A 19511-nucleotide genomic window follows, 5' to 3' on the forward strand; every position below is an offset into this window, starting at 1 on the left:
GCTAATCTGACGGATAGTCAGCTACTGGGAGGGGTGTGCGATGGGCGAGGACGCGCGGGGCGATCTGCGCTGGGGCAGCATCGCGGGGCTGGTGCGGGCGGCGGCGGAGCAGTACGCCGACCGCGAGGCCGTCGTCGACGGACGCGTGCGCATCAGCTACGCGCAGCTCGGCGAACGCGTCGAGCGCGCCGCCGCCGCCACACTCGCGGCCGGCGTCGAACCGGGCGACCGGGTCGCCGTCTGGGCCCCCAACACCCTGGACTGGATCGTCAGCGCACTCGGAGCCGTCTCGGCGGGCGCGGTGCTCGTCCCCCTCAACACGCGTTTCAAAGGCGCGGAAGCCGCATACGTCCTGCAGCGCAGCCGGACCAGGCTCCTGTTCATCACCGGCACCTTCCTCGGCACCTCCTACGTCGCCTCCCTGCGCCGGGCCGCCGCCGCGGGGGACGGCCCCGGACCGCTGCCCGGGCTGCCGCACCTCGAACAGGTCGTCGTCCTCGCCGAGGACGCCCCCGAGTCCTTCCGCACCTGGAAGGACTTCCTGGCCGGAGGGGACGGCGTGAGCGCCGGGGCCGTGCGCCAGCGGGCCGAGTCGATCCGTCCCGAAGACCCCTCCGACATCATCTTCACCTCGGGCACCACGGGCAGCCCCAAGGGCGCCGTCATCACCCACGCCCAGTCCCTGCGCTGCTACGACGTCTGGAGCGAGCTCGCCGGACTGCGCGAGGGCGACCGCTACTTGATCGTGAACCCCTTCTTCCACACCTTCGGCTACAAGGCCGGCATCATCGCCTGCCTGATGCGCGGGGCCACGATGGTCCCCCAGCCCGTCTTCAACGTGGACACCGTCCTCGCGAACATCGCCGCCGAGCGGATCTCCGTACTCCCCGGCCCGCCCACCCTCCACCAGTCCCTCCTGGACCACCCCCAGCGCCACCACCACGACCTGTCCGCCCTGCGCCTCGTCGTCACGGGAGCTGCCGTCGTCCCGCTGCGGCTCGTCGAGCGGCTGCGCGGCGAACTGCACATCGCCACCGTCCTCACCGCGTACGGGCTGTCCGAGGCGAGCGGCATCGTCACCATGTGCCGCCGCGGCGACCCGGCCGAGGTCATCGCGTCCACCTCGGGACGGGCCATACCCGGCACCGAGGTGCGGATCGTCGGCCAGGACGGGCAGGCGCAGCCCGCCGGCACCGCGGGCGAGGTGTGGGTCCGCGGCCACCACGTCATGCGCGGCTACTTCGAGGACCCGGCCGAGACCGCCCGGGCCGTCACCGCCGACGGCTGGCTGCGCACCGGGGACGTCGGCGTCCTCGACGCGGCCGGCAACCTCCGCATCACCGACCGGATCAAGGACATGTTCATCGTCGGCGGCTTCAACGCCTACCCCGCCGAGATCGAGCAGCTCATCGGCCTGCACCCGGACATCGCGGACGTCGCCGTCGTCGGCGTACCCGACCCGCGCCTCGGAGAGGTCGGGAAGGCCTACGCCGTACGCCGCCCCGGCTCCACCCTCACCGCCGACGACCTGATCGCCTGGTCCCGGCGGGAGATGGCCAACTACAAGGTCCCGCGCGCCGTCGAGTTCGTCACCGAACTCCCGCGCAACGCGAGCGGAAAGGTCCTCAAGCGCGAACTGCGCGCCCGCGCCCGGCCCGTGGCCTAGGGGACGACCTCCGGGGCGGCTTCCCCGGCCCGCCCCGGCTACGTCCCGGCCCCGGCCCACCCCGGCCGCACCCCGGCCTCGGCGGCACGGGGAGCCGCGGTGGCGCCGGCGCAGACGGGGCGGGTGCGGGCGGCGTAGGAACGGGAGGCCGCGAGGAGGCCGAAGCCGAGGCCGCCGAAGGCCAGGCCGCCGAACACCACCATCCAGGTGATGCCGGACCCGGTGGTGAAGATGCCCGACGGCTGCATCCCCGGCAGCACCCCGGTGGCCGTGAGCAGGGCGTAGACCAGCAGGAATGCGCCGTACACCGACAGGCCGACCGCGCTCAGCCAGGCCGGCAGCAGGGGCAGGAGGCGCGGGACCCGCCGTCCCGCGACGACCGGGGTCCAGCGCGGGAAGACCTGCCCCCACGGGTACAACAGGCCCAGCAGCAGGAAGCTCCCGGCCGCCGCGGCGAGCACGGTGACGTCGACGCCGACCGACGCGAGTGCCTTCGCGAACCCCGAAGAGCCCGCGCTCGCCTCCCGCCACCCCTGCGCCGACACGCCGAGCGCATCGCCACCCAGCGTCCAGACGGTCTTGACCCCCGCCCAGGGCACGAGCCCGCACATCGACAGGTAGACCCCGGCCCGGGTCCGCTTCGACGCGACGGAAGGGGCGGGGTGCGCGAGCGGACCGTCGACCTCACCCCCGTGACGGTGCCCGCACCGCGGACACCTGCCGCGCAGCCGCCGACGGTACGACAGCGCGACGAGGACCAGCAGCGCGGCCCCCGCCGCACTCAGCAGTTCCTGCACGAAGCCGGTGGCGCTCTCCACCCCGCAGAGCGCCACCAACGTCACGAAGTACGCCGGCAGGGCGGCCATCCCCGTCGTGAGGACCGCGGTCGCCAGGACCAGCACCGCCGCCACCAGCACCCGGCCGCACCCGGGGAGCCTGCGGGTGGTGGCGAGAGCGGCTCCGGCCGCGAGCACCGCGAGGGCGGCCAGGGACAGGTGGACCGTCGGCGGGTACGCGACGTGCGGCGACCAGGGCACCGTGGTGCCGGTGGCGGCCCACGCGATCTCGACCGCGGCGAACACCGCGCCCCACAGGACGGCGGCGTAGGGGACCCACACGGGCCAGCGCCGCACCCATGTCCGGACGGTGCCGGCGGTCGTCTGCGGTGGTCTGGAAACAGCCATGGTGCCCTCCGGTTCCGACGATCCGAGCTGCCGCTCAAGACGAGCTGCCACTCAAGGCTCGCCCGCACCGGTACCGGTCACATCCGCCGTACGGAGCATCCGCCTCCCTCATGCGGGGGAGGGGACGAGCCCGGCTACGGCCCTGGTTGGAGCGGCTTGCGGGCCAGTACGAGCCGCCACCGCGGGGAGCCGTCGTCGCGGCGGCCGAAGTGCTCCAGCGCCGCCGTCCCCACCGCGAAACCGGCCGCCGCCAGGTCCGCCCGCACCCCGCTGAGCGGAAAGGTGCGGTAGTACATGACGAACGGCGGCCGCCACACCGCATTGCGCACCCGCATCACGGCGTCGAAGCCCGCCACCGCCCACCACACCGGGGAGGTGGGCGGGATCGGCGCCCCGATCGGGAAGGCGAACAGCCCGCCCGGGCGCAGCGCCCGGTGCACCCCCGCGAAGAGGGCGGGCCGCTCGGTCGGCAGGAAGTGCCCGAAGGCGCCGAAGCTGACCGCCAGGTCGTACGCGTCCTCGAACTCGGGCGGCAGCGCCCGCGCGTCGGCCCGTACGAAGCGGACCCGCTCGTCGGCGTGGGCCCGCTCGGCCTCGGCCAGCATCCCCGCGCTCAGGTCCACCCCGGTCACCGGCCCGCGGCACAGCCGCCGCAGCATTGCGATTCCCGCGCCGGTACCGCAGCAGACGTCCAGGCCCGTACCGAAGGAACCCTCGTGCTGGGCCAGCGTCTCCTCCACGGCGTCGAGGATGCGGTCCGGGGTGCGGAAGGGGGTGTGGTCGAAGGTGGGCGCGAGCAGGTCGTAGCCGCGCTCGACGGAGGAGAGGGCCTGCACGGCGAGCTCGCGGAGCGTCGGTCCCTGGGAGGTGAACACGCCCCCAGCCTAATGATCCGAAGCCCCCGTCCGGGCATGCAGACGTGCGGACATGCAGACGTGCGGACATGCGGCGGCCGCGGTGGCTCCCCCTCCGGGCCACCGCGGCCGCCGTTCCCCGTTGTGCTCCCCCGTGGGTGCCGCCGCGGTCCCCCGTGACCCGCGCCGGCACCCCTTTCTTCCCCCGTGGTCCCGGTACCCCCGTACTCCCCCCGCGGGACCTGTCCCCCGTATCCCCCGTGGGACGTCTTACGGACGAGGACCGGACGCGTGGTTGTCCAGCGTCACGATGTCCTCACCCGAGGCGTGGTTGTCGAGCGGCTTGATCTCGATGCCGGAGGCGTGGTTGTCCATCGGCGTGATGTCGGCGCTGCCCGCGTGACTGTCGAGCGGCTTGATCTCGATGCCCGACGCGTGGTTGTCGAGCGGCTTGATGTCGCCGTCGTTCGGCAGGGTGTTCTCGTTCGTCGTCATCGGATCTCCTGATGGATGGGTCGGGCCCGTTCGGCGATTCCCCCGCGGACCGCCGAACGGGTGGTCCTCCAGCCGACTCCCGCTTCCCCCGACGCGGTGAGTCGATGCACTTATAGTGGCGCGCGGCGATAAACGAACGATGAATGCCGCGTTCATCGCAGCATCCGCCCAGCTCAGGCCGGTATCTCCGCCGCCAGCAGGGCCCGCACCTCGGCCAGTTCCGCCGAGCCCAGCTGCGCGAAGATGGACTCCGCGTCCCGCCAGCACACCCGCGCCCGGTCGCGCTGGCCCAGCCGCCGCAGCGCCTTGCCGAGGACCGTCAGCACGGTGGCCCGGCGCCACTCCCCGCCGATGCCGCGCAGCGCGATGGCCTGCTCGGCGTGGGCGGCCGCCAGGGTGGGCCGGTGCGCGGCCAGATGGGCCACCGCCAGCCGGAAGTGCGTCACGCCCTCCCACAGCGGCTGCCGGTTGTCGTGGAACAGCGACAGCGCCTCGGTGAGCTGCTCCTGCGCCTCCGCGAGCCGGCCCGCCTCGGTGAGGGCGATGCCCAGTGCGTAGCGGCCGTTGGCCAGGCGCAGGGTCAGGCCCATGCGGTCGTATATGGCGATGCCCTGCTCGGCGAGCTCTATGGCGCTGGTCAGCCGGCCCAGCTCCACGTGGATGCGGGAGAGGTTGCACAGCGCGCTCGCCTCCCCGATGTGGTTGGCGTCGGCGCGGAAGTTCTCGATGGCCTCCAGCAGGTACCGCTCGCCGTCGGCGTGCCGTCCCTGGTAAAGGGCGATGATCCCGCGGTCGTTGGGCGCCCAGCAGCTCGGCAGCGGGTCGCCGGCCTCGCGGGCGAGCACCATGGCCCGGCGGGCCTCGTCGTCGGCTTCGGTGAAACGGCCCGCGACCAGGTGGACATTGGTGAGGGTGGTACGGGCGCGGCCCTCGGCGTGCGGGTCCTTCGCGGCGTGCGCCGCGTCGCGCAGGGCCACCGCGGCGGACTCGTACTGCTTGGAGTTGGCCCCCGACTCGGCCAGGTCCTTCGCCGCCCACAGCAGGTCCACGGCCCGGCGCAGTACGTCCGCCTGCCCGGTCGTGCGTACGGCGGCCTGCCGGACGCAGGCCAGCAGCGGGTCGGCCTCCGCGTACAGCCAGTCCAGGGCGGCGCGTGAGTCGGAGAAGCGCAGGCCGGGATAGTGGGTGGCGGACAGGTGCGCGGGGAGCCGGTCGCCGGGGCGCTCCACCGCGTACACCGCGGAGGCGGTCGCCAGGTAGAAGTCCAGCAGCCGGTCCAGGGCCGCGTCGCGCTCGCTCGGCGGCTGCTCGTCGCGCTCCGCGCACGCCCGCGCGTAGAGGCGTACGAGGTCGTGGAAGCGGTAGCGGCCGGGCGCGGCGGACTCCAGCAGGGAGCAGTCGACGAGGGCCTCCAGGAGGTCCTCGGTGTCGTGCTCGGGCCGGTCCAGGGCGGCGGCGGCCGCGGCCAGCGAGATGTCGGGCCCGTCGGCGAGCCCCAGCAGCCGGAACGCACGCTGCTGGGCGGGCTCCAGCTGCCCGTAGCCCAGCTCGAAGGTGGCCTTGACGGCGAGGTCGCCGGCCTGGAGCTCGTCCAGGCGGCGGCGCTCGTCGGCGAGCTTCGCGGCGAGCACGGACACGGTCCAGGTGCGGCGGGCGGCCAGCCGGGAGGCGGCGATGCGGATGGCGAGCGGCAGGAAACCGCAGGCACCGACCACGTCGAGAGCGGCCTGCCGCTCGGCGCCGACCCGCTCCGCGCCGACGATCCGGGTGAACAGCTGCAGGGCCTCCTCGGGACTCATCACGTCGAGGTCGACGAGGTGCGCCCCCGCGAGTCCCGCCATCCGGACCCGGCTGGTGACCAGGGCCGCGCAGCCCGCGGTCCCCGGCAGCAGCGGGCGGACCTGGGCGGCGTCGCGCGCGTTGTCGAGCAGGACCAGCACGCGCCGGCCGTCGAGCGTCGAGCGGTACAGCGCGGCCCGCTCGGCGGCGGTGTCGGGGATGGCCGTGTCGGGGGTGCCCAGCGCCCGCAGGAAGGAGCCGAGGACGGCCACGGGCTCGGCCGGGCGGGGCTCGGTGCCCTGCAGGTCGACGTACAGCTGCCCGTCGGGGAAGTGCGGGCGGGCGGCGTGCGCGACGTGGACGGCCAGGGTGGTCTTGCCGACGCCGCCGATACCGGCGAGCGCGGAGACGGCCATGACCTGGCCGTCGGCCTCGGCGAGGGTGTCGCCCAGCTCGGCGACGAGTTTGGAACGGCCCGTGAAGTCGGGCACGGTGGCGGGCAGTTGGGCGGGCCTGACCTGGGTGGGCCGGGCGGCCGGGGCGGAGTCCTCGGCGCGGGCCAGTTCGGCGTCGGCCCGCAGGATGCGCTGCTGGAGCGCGGAGAGCTCGGGGCGCGGGTCGACGCCGAGCTCGTCGGCGAGGAGGCGGCGGGTGTCGGCGTAGACGGCGAGGGCCTCGGCCTGCCGGCCGCTGCGGTACAGGGCGAGCATGAGCAGCTCGCGCAGCCGTTCGCGCAGCGGGTGGGCGGCGGTCAGCGCGGTGAGCTCGGAGACGGCCTCGGCGTGGTGGCCGACCTCCAGGTCGAGGTCGAGGCGGGTCTCCAGCAGCTGGAGGCGCCATTCGGCGAGCCGGGTGCGCTCGGTCTCGGCGTGCGGCCCGGGCACCCCGGCGAGGGGTTCTCCGTCCCACAGGTCCAGGGCGCGGGCCAGCAGGGTGCGGGCGAGCGGGCGGTCGCCCGCGGCGCGGGCGTGCTCGGCCTCGGAGGCCAGGCTGCGGGCGACGCCGAGGTCGAGGGCGCCGGTGGGGGTGTGGATGGCGTAGCCCCCGGACTCCGTGACGAGCATGCCGGGGTCGAGGACCTTGCGCAGGCGCGAGGCGTACGTACGGATGGTGGCGAGGGCTTGCTGCGGCGGGTCCTCGCCCCAGATGGCGTCGATGAGCTCGGGCGCGGTGGCCGTGCGCCCGTCGCGCAGCAGCAGCACGGCGAGCAGCGCGCGTTGCTGGGGGGTTCCGGAGGGCAGGGCCTCGCTGCCGCGCCAGGCCCGGATGGGGCCGAGGACGGCGAAGCGGGAGCCGGCGGCGTTCACGGGCACGGGCTCCGGCACAGGCGCAGGCGCAGGCGCGGGCGAAGACACGGGCACGGGCTCGGGCATGGGCATGGTGGACGCGGTGGCGGGGACGGCGCCCGCCCCGGAGGAGGGCCGGGCGGTGGAGACAGGGCCGGCGGCCGGGGCGGTGGAGGCGGGCTCGGCGGGCGCAGGGGACGGGGAGGGGGAGTCGGGCGGGGCACAGGCCGGCGCCCCGGGCGTGGTGGCGGCGGTGGCGGGGTGGGGTCCGGGAGGCGTGCTCGGCGCGGCGGCGCGGTGGCGTCGGGCTGTCTCGGGGTGGTTCCGCTGGTGCGGGATGGCCGGTATGCCGTCCATCTGTCGTCCCCCCTGCCTTCCGTCGGTGTAAGGGCCAGTCTGCCCTGTCTTGCTCGTACCCGTCAGCCCGTGTCGGACCGATCGCCTCCGAACTAGCTGACGGTTCGTCAGATGAACGCTACCGTGGGAGGCATGGAGACCTTCCCGAAGATCATCTCGGTGGACGACCACACGGTGGAGCCCCCTCACGTCTGGCGGGACCGGCTCCCGTCGAGATACCGCGACACCGGCCCCCGGATCGTCCGCGCCCCCCTGAAGGAAATGACCTTCCTCGGCGGCAAGTTCGCCCCCGTGATGGGCGCCAAGGGCGACGACGGGCCGATCGGCGACTGGTGGGTGTACGAGGACCTGCACCGGCCGCTGACCCGCCTCGACACCGCCGTCGGCTACGACCGCGACGAGATCCGGCTTGAGGTGATCACGTACGAACAGATGCGCCCGGGCTCCTTCTCGGTTCCCGACCGCCTTGCGGACATGGACGTCAACCACGTCCAATCGGCGCTCTGCTTCCCGACCTTCCCCCGCTTCTGTGGCCAGACCTTCACCGAAGCCAAGGACCGCGAACTCGGGCTGCTCGGCGTCCGGGCGTACAACGACTGGATGGTGGAGGAGTGGTGCGGCCCCGAGGCGCAGGGCCGGCTCATCCCGCTCACCCTCATCCCGCTGTGGGACGCCCGCCTGGCCGCCGCCGAGGTCCGCCGCAACGCGGCGCGCGGCGTACGCGCGGTCGCGTTCTCCGAGATACCGCCCCACCTGGGACTGCCCTCGATCCACACCGACGCCTGGGACCCCTTCCTGGAGGCGTGCAACGAGACCGGCACGGTCATCGCCATGCACATCGGCTCCTCGTCGAGGATGCCGTCGACCTCGGCGGACGCCCCGCCCGCGGTCGGCTCCACCATCACCTTCGCCAACTGCTGCTTCTCGATGGTCGACTGGCTGATGAGCGGGAAGTTCGAACGCTTCCCCAACCTGAGGATCATGTACGCGGAGGGCCAGATCGGCTGGATCCCCTACATCCTGGAACGCGCGAACGTGGTGTGGGAGGAGAACCGCGGCTGGGGCGGCGTCGCGGAGAAGGTACTGCGCCCGCCGTCGGAACTCTTCGCGGAGCACGTCTTCGGCTGCTTCTTCGACGACGCGTTCGGACTGAGGAACCTGGACGCGATCGGCGTGGCCAACGTGCTGTACGAGACGGACTACCCCCACTCGGACTCCACCTGGCCGAAGTCCCGCGAGGTGGGCGAGGCCCAGATGGGCCACCTGGCCCCGGACGTGGTGGAGCGCATCGTGCGCGGCAACGCCATCGACCTGCTGGGGCTGACGGCGGAGGGCCTCTGGGCGGGGGCGTAGGACGGGGGCCGGGCTTCGGCCCCCGCCCGCCCCTTGCGGCCGACGGGACGCCAGGGCATGCTTCGCCAGAGCAAAGCTGGAGGGGCGACTGTGGTGGACAAGCGGACCGTGGTGACCGGGGTGTTGTGCGCGGTGGCGGCGCTGGGCGCGTCCGCTGTCATGACGAAGGTGGTGCCGGCCGCCGAGGGCCGGCCGGAGGCGCGCACCAAAGCAGCCGCCCCCGCGACCGCCTCCCCGAGCCCGTCATCGCGATCGCAAGCGGCAAAGCAACCGCAGCTGTCGGCCACGGGCACGCCCAGGCCGGGCAGCCCCGCGGCCTTCACCGGCGCCCTGTTCTCGGGCAGTGTGCAGGGTGACCACTTCTGTACGGCGACCGTGGTGCACAGCCCGGGCCGCAACCTCATCGTCACCGCCGGACACTGCCTGCTCGCCGGAAAGTCCGGCGACGGCGGCGCGGTCTTCGCACCCGCGTACGCGAACGGAGCGGCCCCGTACGGGTCCTGGAAGGTCGAGGAGGTCTTCGAGGACCCCCGCTGGTCCGACGACACGGACGACGACTACGACCTCGCCTTCGCCCGGCTCGCCCCGGACGCCACCGGCCGCTCCATCGAGGACGTGACGGGCGCTGCCGTCCTCGACACCACCGGCCGCTCGGACGAGGAGATCACCGTCACCGGCTACCCGGCCGACCGCAAGGTCTCCCGGACCTGCACGGCGGTGGCGGTCCGCGAGACCCCGACGGAGCAGCGCTTCGACTGCGCCGACTTCCCCGGCGGCACCAGCGGCAGCGCCTGGCTGGCCCGCGACGGGAAGGTCATCGGCATCCTGACGGGCGGCGACACGGACGACGTCTCGACCAGCACCATCCTGGGCGAGTACGCGGCAGCGCTCTACGCGAAGGCGACGGCGGCCTCGCCGGGAGCGGCCGCCGGCAACCGGCGGTGAGCCGCGGTCAGCACCGCTGACCGACGGGATCGCAGGCGGCGACCAGGTCGGTTCCTGTTCTAGTTGCCGTTGGCCACCAGGCCGAGGTGGACGGGCTCGGCCAGGGAGTCGGCCAGCAGGTCCGCGAGCCGCGGAGGCCACAGGGGCTCGCCGAGCCCTGCCAGGTCCCGGGGCGTCAGCCAGCGCCAGTGCGCGTCGGGGGATTCCGGGACCGGGTCGCGGTGGGGTCCGGTGGTGACGTAGATGTGCTCGTGCTGGCGGACCGGGATGCCCTGGTGCGTGAAGTCGTGCTCCCAGGTGCACAGGAGCCGCTGCGGCTCCAGGTCGGTCCACCCGGTCTCCTCGCGCAGTTCCCGCCGCACGCACTCCTCGGGGGTCTCCCCGGGATCGATCCCCCCGCCGGGCGGCAGCCAGTGGATGCCCACCTCGACGTTGTTCTCGCGGAAGAGGAACACGGATCCGGCGGGGGACAGGATGACGATGCGCGCAGCCTGACGTGGAGTTCTCATCAGATCAGCGTACGACGGGGAGGGGTTGGAGGGGATCCCGCGGGACGGCACCTCCCGCCGGGGCCGGCCCGCCGCACCTCACGTCGCCTCAGGCGGCCCGTGGTGCCCCATGTGACCGGGTGAGGTGGGGAGTTCGGTGCGGCCAGGGGGGGCGTGAGGGCGGCGTGGGGAGGCGGTGAAGGCCGCAGAGGCCGGTCATATGATCGACGTTCGACGACGGGGGAGGCGCAACGTGCCGACGGGCTGCGGTCAGGACCAACTGGTGGGCGGGGAGGAGGTCTAGCGATGGGCCGCCTCTGGGACAAGTACATGGGTACCCGATACCCCGACAGCGGTGTCACGCCGCTTCCCACCATGGAGCTCCGGACCGCGCTGCTCGCGCTGAACGGCACGGGCGTGCCGTTCGACGTGCGCGACGCCGGGGCGGCCGGGTCGGACCTGCTGGCGGAGTGGCGGGTCGTGGAGCCCGCCTGGGGCAGCGGCGTGTCCCGCCGGCAGGTGGAGCGCACCCTCAAGATCTGGATGCGCCTGCTCCCCGGGGAGCGCGTGGTGCGCGCCATGGACGAGCAGTGGTCGGTGACCCGGGCCGGGAACCCGCCCGGGCTGACCGTGGGGCGCGAGCGCGGCCGGGGGCCGATGCGCTTGATCCACAAGGAATGGACGTACGAAAAGGGGCCCGACGGCCGCCGCCGCAAGGTCGAGACCTTCAGCCTGGACACCCGGGACATGAAGAACCCCCTGCGGGACACGGTCACCGGGGCGGGATGGACCTGGCGCGGAGTGCACAAGCTCTGATGCCCCCGCCGGGCCCCCTCCCTCTCCCGTCGGGCGCCGACGGGAGAGGGAGCCTGATCGGGGTCGCGGACTCCGGCGAGCACCTCATCGAGTCGCTGCTGCCCGCGGTCTCGGAGGAGGGTCTGGAGCACACCGGCCCGGTGGACCTGGCGGCCCTGGCCGCGACGGAGCCCGCCGCGGGGGAACCGGGCGCCGGCCCGGCAGGCCCGCCCCAGGACCTGACGGTCGTACGGGACCTCGCGCCGCTGACCGTGGTCCGGGACGGGACGCTCCTGGGCCACCTGGTGCGGAACCTGCCGGCCAATGCCGCACCGCACAACCGCCCTGGCGGCCGGCTGGAGCTGTCGGCTTCCGCCGACGGGGTGCTGAGGGTGTCGAACACCGGACCGGTGATCGACCCGGCCGATGTGCCGCGGCTGCTGGAGCCGTTCCGGCGCAGCGCCGAGCGGCGGCACACCGCGGGCGAGGGTGCCGGGCTGGGGCCGTCGATCGTCGCCTCGATCGCGCGCGCACGGCGCGCGGCTGGCGGCCGAGGCCAATCCGGGTCCGGAGGGCGGACTGACGGTCCGCGTCCGCTTCCCCCTGCCCGAAGGGCCGACCCCAGCGCCCGACAGCATCCGCCTGCCACGGAACTGAAGATCGCCTGTGTACGGTCGGGGGGATGAGCACGCCCCGCCGAGCCCGCGTCCGCGCCCGCACCCGTGCCCCGCGTCCTGACGGCACGCGTAGCCCCCGTGCGTCGCGACCCGTGGCCCTTGTAGCAGCAGCTCTCGGTCTGCTGACCTTCGGAGCCGGGTGGGTGTACACCGCCCAGCACCAGGACGCCTCCGCGTCCGCAGCCGCGGACGCCAAGGCGCGGCCCGCCGTCGCCCGCCCGCAGACTCCGCCGGCCGCCCCGCCCCGCGTGGCGCGCAGGGCGCCCCGGCAGGGGTTGCCCGGCGTGAGCGACCGGACCCGGGCCAGGATCCCCGCCGCCTCCCGCCAGCTCATCCTCGTCGCCGGCAAGGCGAGGCACTCCTCGGAGTCCACCGCGACGCTCTACACCCGGCCGGCGGCCGGCGCGGACTGGGTCCGGGCGGAGAGCTGGCCGGCGCGCAACGGGGCCAAGGGCTGGTCGACGAAGCGCACCTACGGCGACCTGACCTCCCCGCAGGGCGTGTTCGCACTCACCGACGCGGGCGGCCTGCTGCCGAAGCCGCCGGGCACGAAGCTCCCGTACGACCAGGACGAGTCCTTCGTCCCCTCGGGCAGCGGAGTGAACGGGGAGCCCCTGGACGGGGCCTTCGACTACGTCGTCGCGATCGACTTCAACCGCAAGCCGGGGGTGTCGCCCTTGGACCCGACGCAGCCGGACGGCCGGGACAAGGGCGGGTACATCTGGCTTCATGTGGACCACGACGGGCCCTCGCGGGGCTGTGTCGGCATCCCGAAGGAGGCCATGAAGAAGATCCTGGCCACCCTCGACCCGGCGGCGAAGCCGGTCATCGTGATGGGCCCGCAGGGTTTCTGACCGGGCCGCCCCGCCCCGGCCCTGGTCCACCTACCGGTACGTCCCTGGCCGGACCCCGCCCCGCCCCCTGCCGGGATCCGGCCCTACGCCGCCCCGCGCGTGCCGGATCCCGTCACCCCTATTGCCTGACGAACCGTCAGATACGACGATGTCCCCTCGGCGCCGACATGACGGTTCGGCACACGAGGACGAGGCGGGGACGGCATGGCGCGCGTGTTTGCGGAAGGCCGGCTGGCTTACGGGATGCAGCTCCCAATCCAGTCGCAGAGCACCCTGTACGCCGAGCCCTGGGAGGCCCGGGCCACCGCCGCCGACCTCGCCGAGGTCGCGCGCGCCGCCGACCGGGCCGGCTTCGACTACCTCGCCACCTGCGACCACGTGGCCGTGCCGCGCCGCCTCGCCGGCGCCATGAGCACCGTCTGGTACGACCCGGTGGCCACCCTCGCCTTCCTCGCCGGGATCACCGGGAGGGTGCGCCTGCTGAGCCACGTCGCGATCCTGGGCCTGCGCCATCCGCTGCTCAGCGCCAAGCAGTACGCCACCGTCGACCACCTCTCGGGCGGCCGTCTCATCCTCGGGGTCGGCGCCGGACACGTACAGGAGGAGTTCGAGCTCCTCGGGGTGGACTTCGCCCGCCGCGGCGCCGTCCTCGACGAGACCCTCGACGCCCTGCGCGCCGCCCTCGGCCCTGAGGAGTTCCCGCGCTTCGAGGGCGAGCTGTTCTCCTTCGCGGACCTCGGGCAGCTGCCGCGGCCCGCCCAGGAGCGGATCCCCGTCTGGGTCGGCGGCTCCTCTCCCGCCGCCCTGCGCCGCGCGGCCGAACGCGGGGACGGCTGGCTCCCGCAGGGCGACCCGCGCGACCGGCTCCCGGGCGGGATGGCCCGGATCAGGGAGCTGCGCGAGGCGGCCGGGATCGCCGAGCCGATCGAGTTCGGGGCGATCACCGAGGCGCTGTACGTCGGCGAGCCCGGCTGGGACACCGGCCGCCGCACCCTGACCGGCAAGGCGGAGGTGCTCGCCGAGTCCCTGCGGGAGTACGCGGCGCTCGGCGTGGACCAGATCCAGGTGCGCCTGCGCAGCCGGGACCGGGCCGAACTGACCGACCAGATCACCGCTTTCGGGGCCGAGGTGGCCCCCCTCCTCAACGACTAGGAGCACCGGCATGGGCAAGCTGGACGGGCGCGTCGTCATCGTCACGGGTGCGGCGCGCGGCCAGGGTGAGCAGGAGGCCCGCCTCTTCGCCGCCGAGGGCGCGCAGGTGGTCCTCGCAGACGTGCTGGACGAGCAGGGCACCGCCGTCGCCAAGGAGATCGGCGAGGAGCGCGCCCGGTACGTACGGCTCGACGTGAGCCGGGAGGGGGACTGGGCGGTGGCCGTCGCCGCGGCCAAGGAGGCCTTCGGCCGGGTCGACGGCCTGGTCAACAACGCGGGCATCCTGCGGTTCAACGAGCTGGTCTCGACCCCGCTGGAGGAGTTCCAGCAGGTGGTGCAGGTCAACCAGGTCGGCGCCTTCCTCGGCATCAAGACCGTCGCCCCCGAGATCGAGGCGGCCGGCGGCGGCACCATCGTCAACACCTCCTCGTACACGGGCCTGACGGGCATGGCGTACGTCGGCTCGTACGCCGCGACGAAGGCGGCGATCGTGGGCCTGACCCGGGTGGCCGCGCTGGAGCTGGCCGCGAAGAACATCCGGGTCAACGCGATGTGCCCGGGCGCGGTGGACACCCCGATGGCCAATCCGGGCCTGCTGGACCCGGCCAACCTGGGCGACGAGGCCCGGGACGCGATGGCGGAGCTCTACCGGCGGGTCGTGCCGATGGGCCGGGTGGGCCGGCCCGAGGAGATCGCGAGGCTCGCACTCTTCCTGAGCAGCGAGGACTCCTCGTACATCACCGGTCAGCCGTTCGTCATCGACGGCGGCTGGATGGCCGGAGTCAGCATCCTCTGACGATGCCTGATGGAGCGTCAGGTATTGACGCTCCGGCCTTCCCGGTGGAACAGTCGGCACATCTGATCTGACGCAACGTCAGAAAACGAAGGACGGTGAACCCCCTTGGAATTCGGGCTCTTCGTGCAGGGATACGTGCCTGAGGCGCGGTCCAAGGTCGACCCCGAGGCAGAGCACAAGGCGCTGATCGAGGAGACCGAGTACGTCATCCAGGCCGACAAGTCCGGCTTCAAGTACGCCTGGGCCTCCGAGCACCACTTCCTGGAGGAGTACTCGCACCTGTCGGCGAACGAGGTCTTCCTCGCCTACCTCGCCCACGCGACCGAGCGCATCCACCTCGGCTCCGGCATCTTCAACCCCCTCGCCCCGGTGAACCACCCGGTCAAGGTGGCCGAGAAGGTCGCCATGCTCGACCACCTCTCCAAGGGCCGCTTCGAGTTCGGCACCGGCCGCGGCGCGGGCAGCCACGAGATCCTCGGATTCCTCCCCGGCATCACGGACATGAACCACACCAAGGAGATCTGGGAGGAGACCATCGCCGAGTTCCCCAAGATGTTCCTCCAGGAGGAATACGAGGGGTTCCAGGGCAAGCACTGGTCGCTGCCCCCGCGCAAGGTCTTCCCCAAGCCGTACGGCAAGGCCCACCCGGCCATGTGGTACGCCGCCGGCTCCCCCTCCTCGTACGCCATGGCGGCGAAGAAGGGCCTCGGCGTCCTCGGCTTCAGCGTCCAGAAGGTCTCCGACATGGAGTGGGTGCTGGAGCAGTACAAGACCGCCATCCAGGAGGCCAAGGCCATCGGCGCCTTCGTCAACGACAACGTCATGGTCACCTCGACCGCGATCTGCGCCGAGACCCACGACAAGGCCGTCGAGATCGCGGTCAACGCCAACATGAACCGCTTCCAGTCGCTGGTCTTCCGCTACCACGACACCTTCCCGCGGCCCGAGGCCATCCCGCAGTGGCCCGAGACCCTCCCCGAGTACAACGCCGAGATCGTCGAGCTGCTGATCGCCGAGGAGCTGCTGATCTGCGGCGACCCGTCCGAGGTCCTCGCCCAGTGCAAGCGCTGGGAGCAGGCCGGAGCCGACCAGCTCTCCTTCGGCCTGCCGACCGGGGTCTCGTACGAGGACACGATGACCACCATCAAGCTCATCGGCGAGCACGTGATCCCGAAGATCGACACCGACCCGGTGCACCGCACCACGCGCTTCCGCCAGTCCGTCTAGTGCTGTGGCTGGGAAGGTTTGCCGGGTCGCGTTGTCCGGTGCGGTGCATCGCAAGGCGGAGGCCCGCGGCTCGTACTGGACGTACTTGCGCGGTCCGACAACGCAGCGAGGTGCCGTGCCGGGCGGCGCGACCCGGTGGACCTTTCCGGTCACAGCACTAGCACGGCGGGACGGTCAACGGACGGGGCGGCGTCTTCCCGGACCGCCGCCCGGAACGGGGCCCGGCCCCGGCGGTGTCGGCCGGAGCGCGCAGGGCAGCGGCCTGCCGTACGCGCTCCGGCCGCCCTGCGTACCGGGCGGCCGCCCAGCTCGACGCAGTCGTACACCGGCAAACCGGAGGGAAGATCCGTCATGCTCGACCACCTCATTCGCGCAGCGACCGTCGTCGACGGGACGGGCTCGCCCGCCCGCGTCGCCGACGTCGGCATACGGGACGGCCGCATCGCCGTCATCGCCGAGCCGGGGACGGTCACCGAAGAGGCCCGCACGAGTGAGGACGCGAACGGGCTCGTCCTGTGCCCCGGGTTCGTCGACCCGCACACCCACTACGACGCCCAGCTGTTCTGGGACCCGTACGCGACCCCCTCCATGAACCACGGCGTCACCACCGTCGCCGGCGGCAACTGCGGCTTCACCCTCGCCCCGCTCCACCCCGACCGCCCCGAGGACGCCGACTACACGCGCCGCATGATGAGCAAGGTCGAGGGCATGGCCCTGCGGGCCCTCGAAGAAGGCGTCGACTGGAGCTGGTCCACCTTCGGCGAATACCTCGACGCCCTGGAAGGGCGGATCGCCGTCAACGCCGGCTTCATGGTCGGCCACTGCGCCCTGCGCCGGTACGTGATGGGCGCCGACGCCGTCGGCGGCCAGCCCACCCCCGCCCAGATGGAGGAGATGCTCGCGCTCTTCCACGAGGCCATGGACGCCGGCGCCTGGGGCCTGTCCACCACCCAGTCCTCCACCCACTCCGACGGCTCCGGCGCACCCGTCGCCTCCCGCCACGCCCAACCCGCCGAGCTCCTCGCCCTGTCCCGTGCGGTCGCCGAGCACGAGGGCACCCAGCTCGAAGCGATCGTCGCGGGCTGCCTCGACCAGTTCTCGGACGAGGAGGTCGACCTCTTCGTCGACATGAGCGCGGCCGCAGGACGCCCCCTGAACTGGAACGTCCTCACCATCGACGCCGCCGTCCCGGAGCGCGTGCCGCGCCAGCTGATCCCGAGCGAACGGGCCCGCAAGGCAGGCGGCCGGATCGTCGCCCTCACGATGCCGATCCTCACCCCCATGAACATGTCGCTCGGCACCTTCTGCGCCCTGAACCTGATCCCCGGCTGGGGCGAGATCCTGGGCCTGCCCGTGCCGCAGCGCATAGCCACGCTCCGCGACCCGGCCGTCCGGGCCGAGATGCTGCGCCGCGCCGACAGCAAGGAGGCCGGCGTCTTCCGCCGGCTGGCCGACTTCGGCCGCTACGTCATCGGCGACACGTACAGCAAGGAGAACGAGGGCCTCTCCGGCCGGGTCGTGGGCGACATCGCGGCCGAGCGCGGCCAGGACCCCTTCCACTGCCTGGTGGAGATCTGCGCCCACGATGACCTGCGCACGGTGCTCTGGCCGATGCCGACCGACAACGACCCGGCGAGCTGGGCGCTGCGCGCCGAGACCTGGCAGCACGAGGACGTCATGCTGGGCGGCTCCGACGCGGGCGCCCACCTGGACCGCATGTGCGGCGCCCCGTACACGACCCGGTTCCTGGGGGACTGCCTGCGCGGCCGCAAGCTGGTGCCGCTGGAGCAGGCGGTGCGGATGCTCACCGACGAGCCGGCGCAGCTGTTCGGGCTGCGCGAGCGCGGCCGGATCGCCGAGGGCTACCACGCGGACCTGGTGCTGTTCGACCCGGAGCGGATCGAGGCCGGCCCGGCGACGCTCGTGCACGACCTGCCCGGGGACAGCCCGCGGCTGGACGCCCGGGCGATCGGGATCGTGTCCGTACGGGTCAACGGCGTGGAGACCATCCGCGACGACGAGGTGACGGGCGCCGTACCGGGGATCGTGCTCCGGTCGGGCCGGGACACGAGGACGGTGAGCACCCGATGACCGACGGGCCCCGGAAGCTGTACGTGGGCGGGGAGTGGGTCGAGCCGGACGGTGGCCACTACGAGGTGGTCAACCCGGCGGACGAGTCGGTGGTGGGCCTCGCCCCGGAGGCCTCGCGCGGCCAGGTCGAGGAGGCGGCGCGCGCCGCGGCCGCGGCCTTCGAGACCTGGTCCCGTACCCGGCCCGAGGAGCGGGCGGCGATCCTGGACCGCGCCGCGGACATCATGCAGCGGGAGTTCGAGCCGTGGACGGAGCTGGCCCGGGCGGAGACGGGCGCGCCGACCGGCATCGCGCGCGGGATGCAGGTCGCGGTCGGGGTGGCCCGCTTCCGGCGGTACGCGAAGGGCGCCCTGGAGCCGGTGGAGCGGGGGCTGCCGCCGCAGGTCACCGAGGCCGGCCCGATGGGGAGGGCGAGCATCCTGGGCGCGCTGGAGGTGCGCCAGCCCGTCGGGGTGGTCACCTGCATCACCTCGTACAACAACCCGTGGGCGAACCCGGCGGGCAAGGTGGCCCCGGCCCTGGCCATGGGCAACACGGTGGTGGTCAAGCCCGCCCCGCAGGACCCGCTGTCGGTGTTCAAGATGGCGCAGGCGCTCGACGAGGCGGGCGTACCGCCGGGCGTGGTGAACGTGGTGAACGGGCAGTCGGTCGAGGTGGGCGAGGCGGCCGTCGACTCCCCCCACGTGGACATGGTGTCGTTCACCGGGTCGACGGCGGTCGGGCAGCGGATCGCCGAGGTCTGCGGCCGGTCGATGAAGCGGCAGCTGATGGAGCTCGGCGGCAAGGGCGCGGCGATCGTCTTCGAGGACGCCGACCTGGACGCGGCCGTGCTCGGGATCGGCACCACCTTCTCCTTCTACAGCGGCCAGATCTGCACCGCACCGACCCGGGTGATCGTGCAGCGGTCCGTGTACGAGCAGCTGGTGGCGAAGCTGACCGGCTACCTGGCCTTCATGAAGGTCGGGGACCCGGCGGCGGCGGGCACGGTGGTCGGCCCGGTGATCTCGGCGGCACACCGCGACCGGGTGGAGTCGTACATCGAGCTCGGCCGCAAGGAGGGCGCCCGGATCGCGTACGGCGGCGAGCGGCCGGTGGTGGGGGAGGGCCGCGGCTTCTACGTCGCGCCGACCCTGCTGGTGGACTGCACGAACGACATGCGGGTGGTCCGGGAGGAGATCTTCGGGCCGGTGGTCGTGGTCGTCCCCTTCGACGGGGGTGAGGACGAGGCGGTGGCGCTGGCCAACGACAGCGACTTCGGTCTGCTGAGCTACGTGTGGTCCGGGGACGCCGCCCGCGCCTTCCGGGTGGCGCGGCGGCTGCGGGCGGGCGGGGTCGGCGTCAACACCATCGGGCGGAACATGGAGGCGCCGTTCGGGGGCTTCAAGCGGTCGGGGGTCGGCCGGGACGTGGGCTCGTACGCGCTGCACGCGTACAGCGAGATCCAGTCGATCGTGTGGGCGGGCTGAGGTGAGGTGAGGTGAGTGAGGCGACCAGGTGGACCCGGTGACCAGG

General features: G+C 73.2%; 16 protein-coding genes. 11 read left to right on the forward strand and 5 right to left on the reverse strand.

Annotated elements, in window-relative coordinates:
- Positions 1–40: 40 nt before the first annotated feature.
- The gene (locus AC0666_RS16115; protein WP_478707782.1) at positions 41–1666 is read left to right on the forward strand and encodes a FadD3 family acyl-CoA ligase; all 1626 of its coding nucleotides are present in this window, start codon (positions 41–43) and stop codon (positions 1664–1666) included.
- A gap of 38 nt (positions 1667–1704) precedes the next feature.
- Here the strand turns inward: AC0666_RS16115 and AC0666_RS16120 are convergent, their stop codons facing one another.
- The 4 genes from AC0666_RS16120 to afsR form a co-directional block, all read right to left on the reverse strand.
- On the reverse strand, positions 1705–2850 hold the full coding sequence (locus AC0666_RS16120; protein ID WP_478707783.1) for a hypothetical protein: 1146 nt from the start codon (positions 2848–2850) through the stop codon (positions 1705–1707).
- 134 nt (positions 2851–2984) lie between these two features.
- Positions 2985–3725, reverse strand: coding sequence for a class I SAM-dependent methyltransferase (locus AC0666_RS16125; protein ID WP_478707784.1), 741 nt, complete (start codon positions 3723–3725; stop codon positions 2985–2987).
- A 249-nt stretch (positions 3726–3974) separates the two neighbouring features.
- The gene (locus tag AC0666_RS16130; RefSeq protein ID WP_361725093.1) at positions 3975–4199 is read right to left on the reverse strand and encodes a hypothetical protein; all 225 of its coding nucleotides are present in this window, start codon (positions 4197–4199) and stop codon (positions 3975–3977) included.
- A 173-nt stretch (positions 4200–4372) separates the two neighbouring features.
- Entirely contained in the window at positions 4373–7357 is a 2985-nt protein-coding gene (afsR, locus tag AC0666_RS16135; protein ID WP_468970516.1) for an SARP-family global regulator AfsR, read from the reverse strand.
- Between the two features lie 396 nt (positions 7358–7753).
- Between afsR and AC0666_RS16140 the strand changes: the two genes are divergently transcribed.
- Positions 7754–8974, forward strand: a complete 1221-nt coding sequence (locus tag AC0666_RS16140; protein WP_468970020.1) for an amidohydrolase family protein — start codon at positions 7754–7756, stop codon at positions 8972–8974.
- A gap of 93 nt (positions 8975–9067) precedes the next feature.
- Positions 9068–9919: a trypsin-like serine peptidase gene (locus AC0666_RS16145; protein WP_468970017.1), complete on the forward strand. Its 852-nt coding sequence runs from the start codon at positions 9068–9070 to the stop codon at positions 9917–9919.
- A gap of 59 nt (positions 9920–9978) precedes the next feature.
- Here the strand turns inward: AC0666_RS16145 and AC0666_RS16150 are convergent, their stop codons facing one another.
- Complete coding sequence (locus AC0666_RS16150; RefSeq protein ID WP_361712863.1) at positions 9979–10428, reverse strand: NUDIX hydrolase; 450 nt, start codon at positions 10426–10428, stop codon at positions 9979–9981.
- Positions 10429–10713: 285 nt separating this feature from the next.
- On the opposite strand from AC0666_RS16150, the gene AC0666_RS16155 reads away from it, so the two are divergent.
- The 8 genes from AC0666_RS16155 (at position 10714) to AC0666_RS16190 (ending at position 19465) form a co-directional block, all read left to right on the forward strand.
- Positions 10714–11223, forward strand: a complete 510-nt coding sequence (locus AC0666_RS16155; protein ID WP_468970014.1) for a hypothetical protein — start codon at positions 10714–10716, stop codon at positions 11221–11223.
- Positions 11223–11888 carry a sensor histidine kinase gene (locus AC0666_RS16160; RefSeq protein WP_468970011.1) on the forward strand — a complete coding sequence of 222 codons (666 nt, stop codon included), beginning with the start codon at positions 11223–11225 and terminating at the stop codon, positions 11886–11888. Before AC0666_RS16155 ends, AC0666_RS16160 begins: the two co-directional genes overlap by 1 nt.
- An 83-nt stretch (positions 11889–11971) precedes the next feature.
- The gene (locus tag AC0666_RS16165) at positions 11972–12733 is read left to right on the forward strand and encodes a L,D-transpeptidase family protein (protein ID WP_468970008.1); all 762 of its coding nucleotides are present in this window, start codon (positions 11972–11974) and stop codon (positions 12731–12733) included.
- Between the two features lie 243 nt (positions 12734–12976).
- Positions 12977–13885: an LLM class F420-dependent oxidoreductase gene (locus tag AC0666_RS16170; RefSeq protein ID WP_468970006.1), complete on the forward strand. Its 909-nt coding sequence runs from the start codon at positions 12977–12979 to the stop codon at positions 13883–13885.
- A gap of 10 nt (positions 13886–13895) precedes the next feature.
- Positions 13896–14681 carry an SDR family NAD(P)-dependent oxidoreductase gene (locus AC0666_RS16175; RefSeq protein WP_468970003.1) on the forward strand — a complete coding sequence of 262 codons (786 nt, stop codon included), beginning with the start codon at positions 13896–13898 and terminating at the stop codon, positions 14679–14681.
- Between the two features lie 105 nt (positions 14682–14786).
- Positions 14787–15908 (forward strand): LLM class flavin-dependent oxidoreductase, encoded by a 1122-nt coding sequence (locus AC0666_RS16180; protein ID WP_468970000.1) that lies wholly within the window; start codon positions 14787–14789, stop codon positions 15906–15908.
- 351 nt (positions 15909–16259) lie between these two features.
- A complete protein-coding gene (locus tag AC0666_RS16185; protein WP_478707785.1) occupies positions 16260–17999 on the forward strand; it encodes an N-acyl-D-amino-acid deacylase family protein in 1740 nt (579 codons plus the stop codon).
- Complete coding sequence (locus AC0666_RS16190; RefSeq protein ID WP_478707786.1) at positions 17996–19465, forward strand: aldehyde dehydrogenase family protein; 1470 nt, start codon at positions 17996–17998, stop codon at positions 19463–19465. The genes AC0666_RS16185 and AC0666_RS16190 overlap by 4 nt, the downstream gene beginning before the upstream one ends.
- Positions 19466–19511 lie beyond the last annotated feature (46 nt).

The sequence above is a fragment of the Streptomyces sp. NPDC043680 genome (assembly GCF_056436685.1).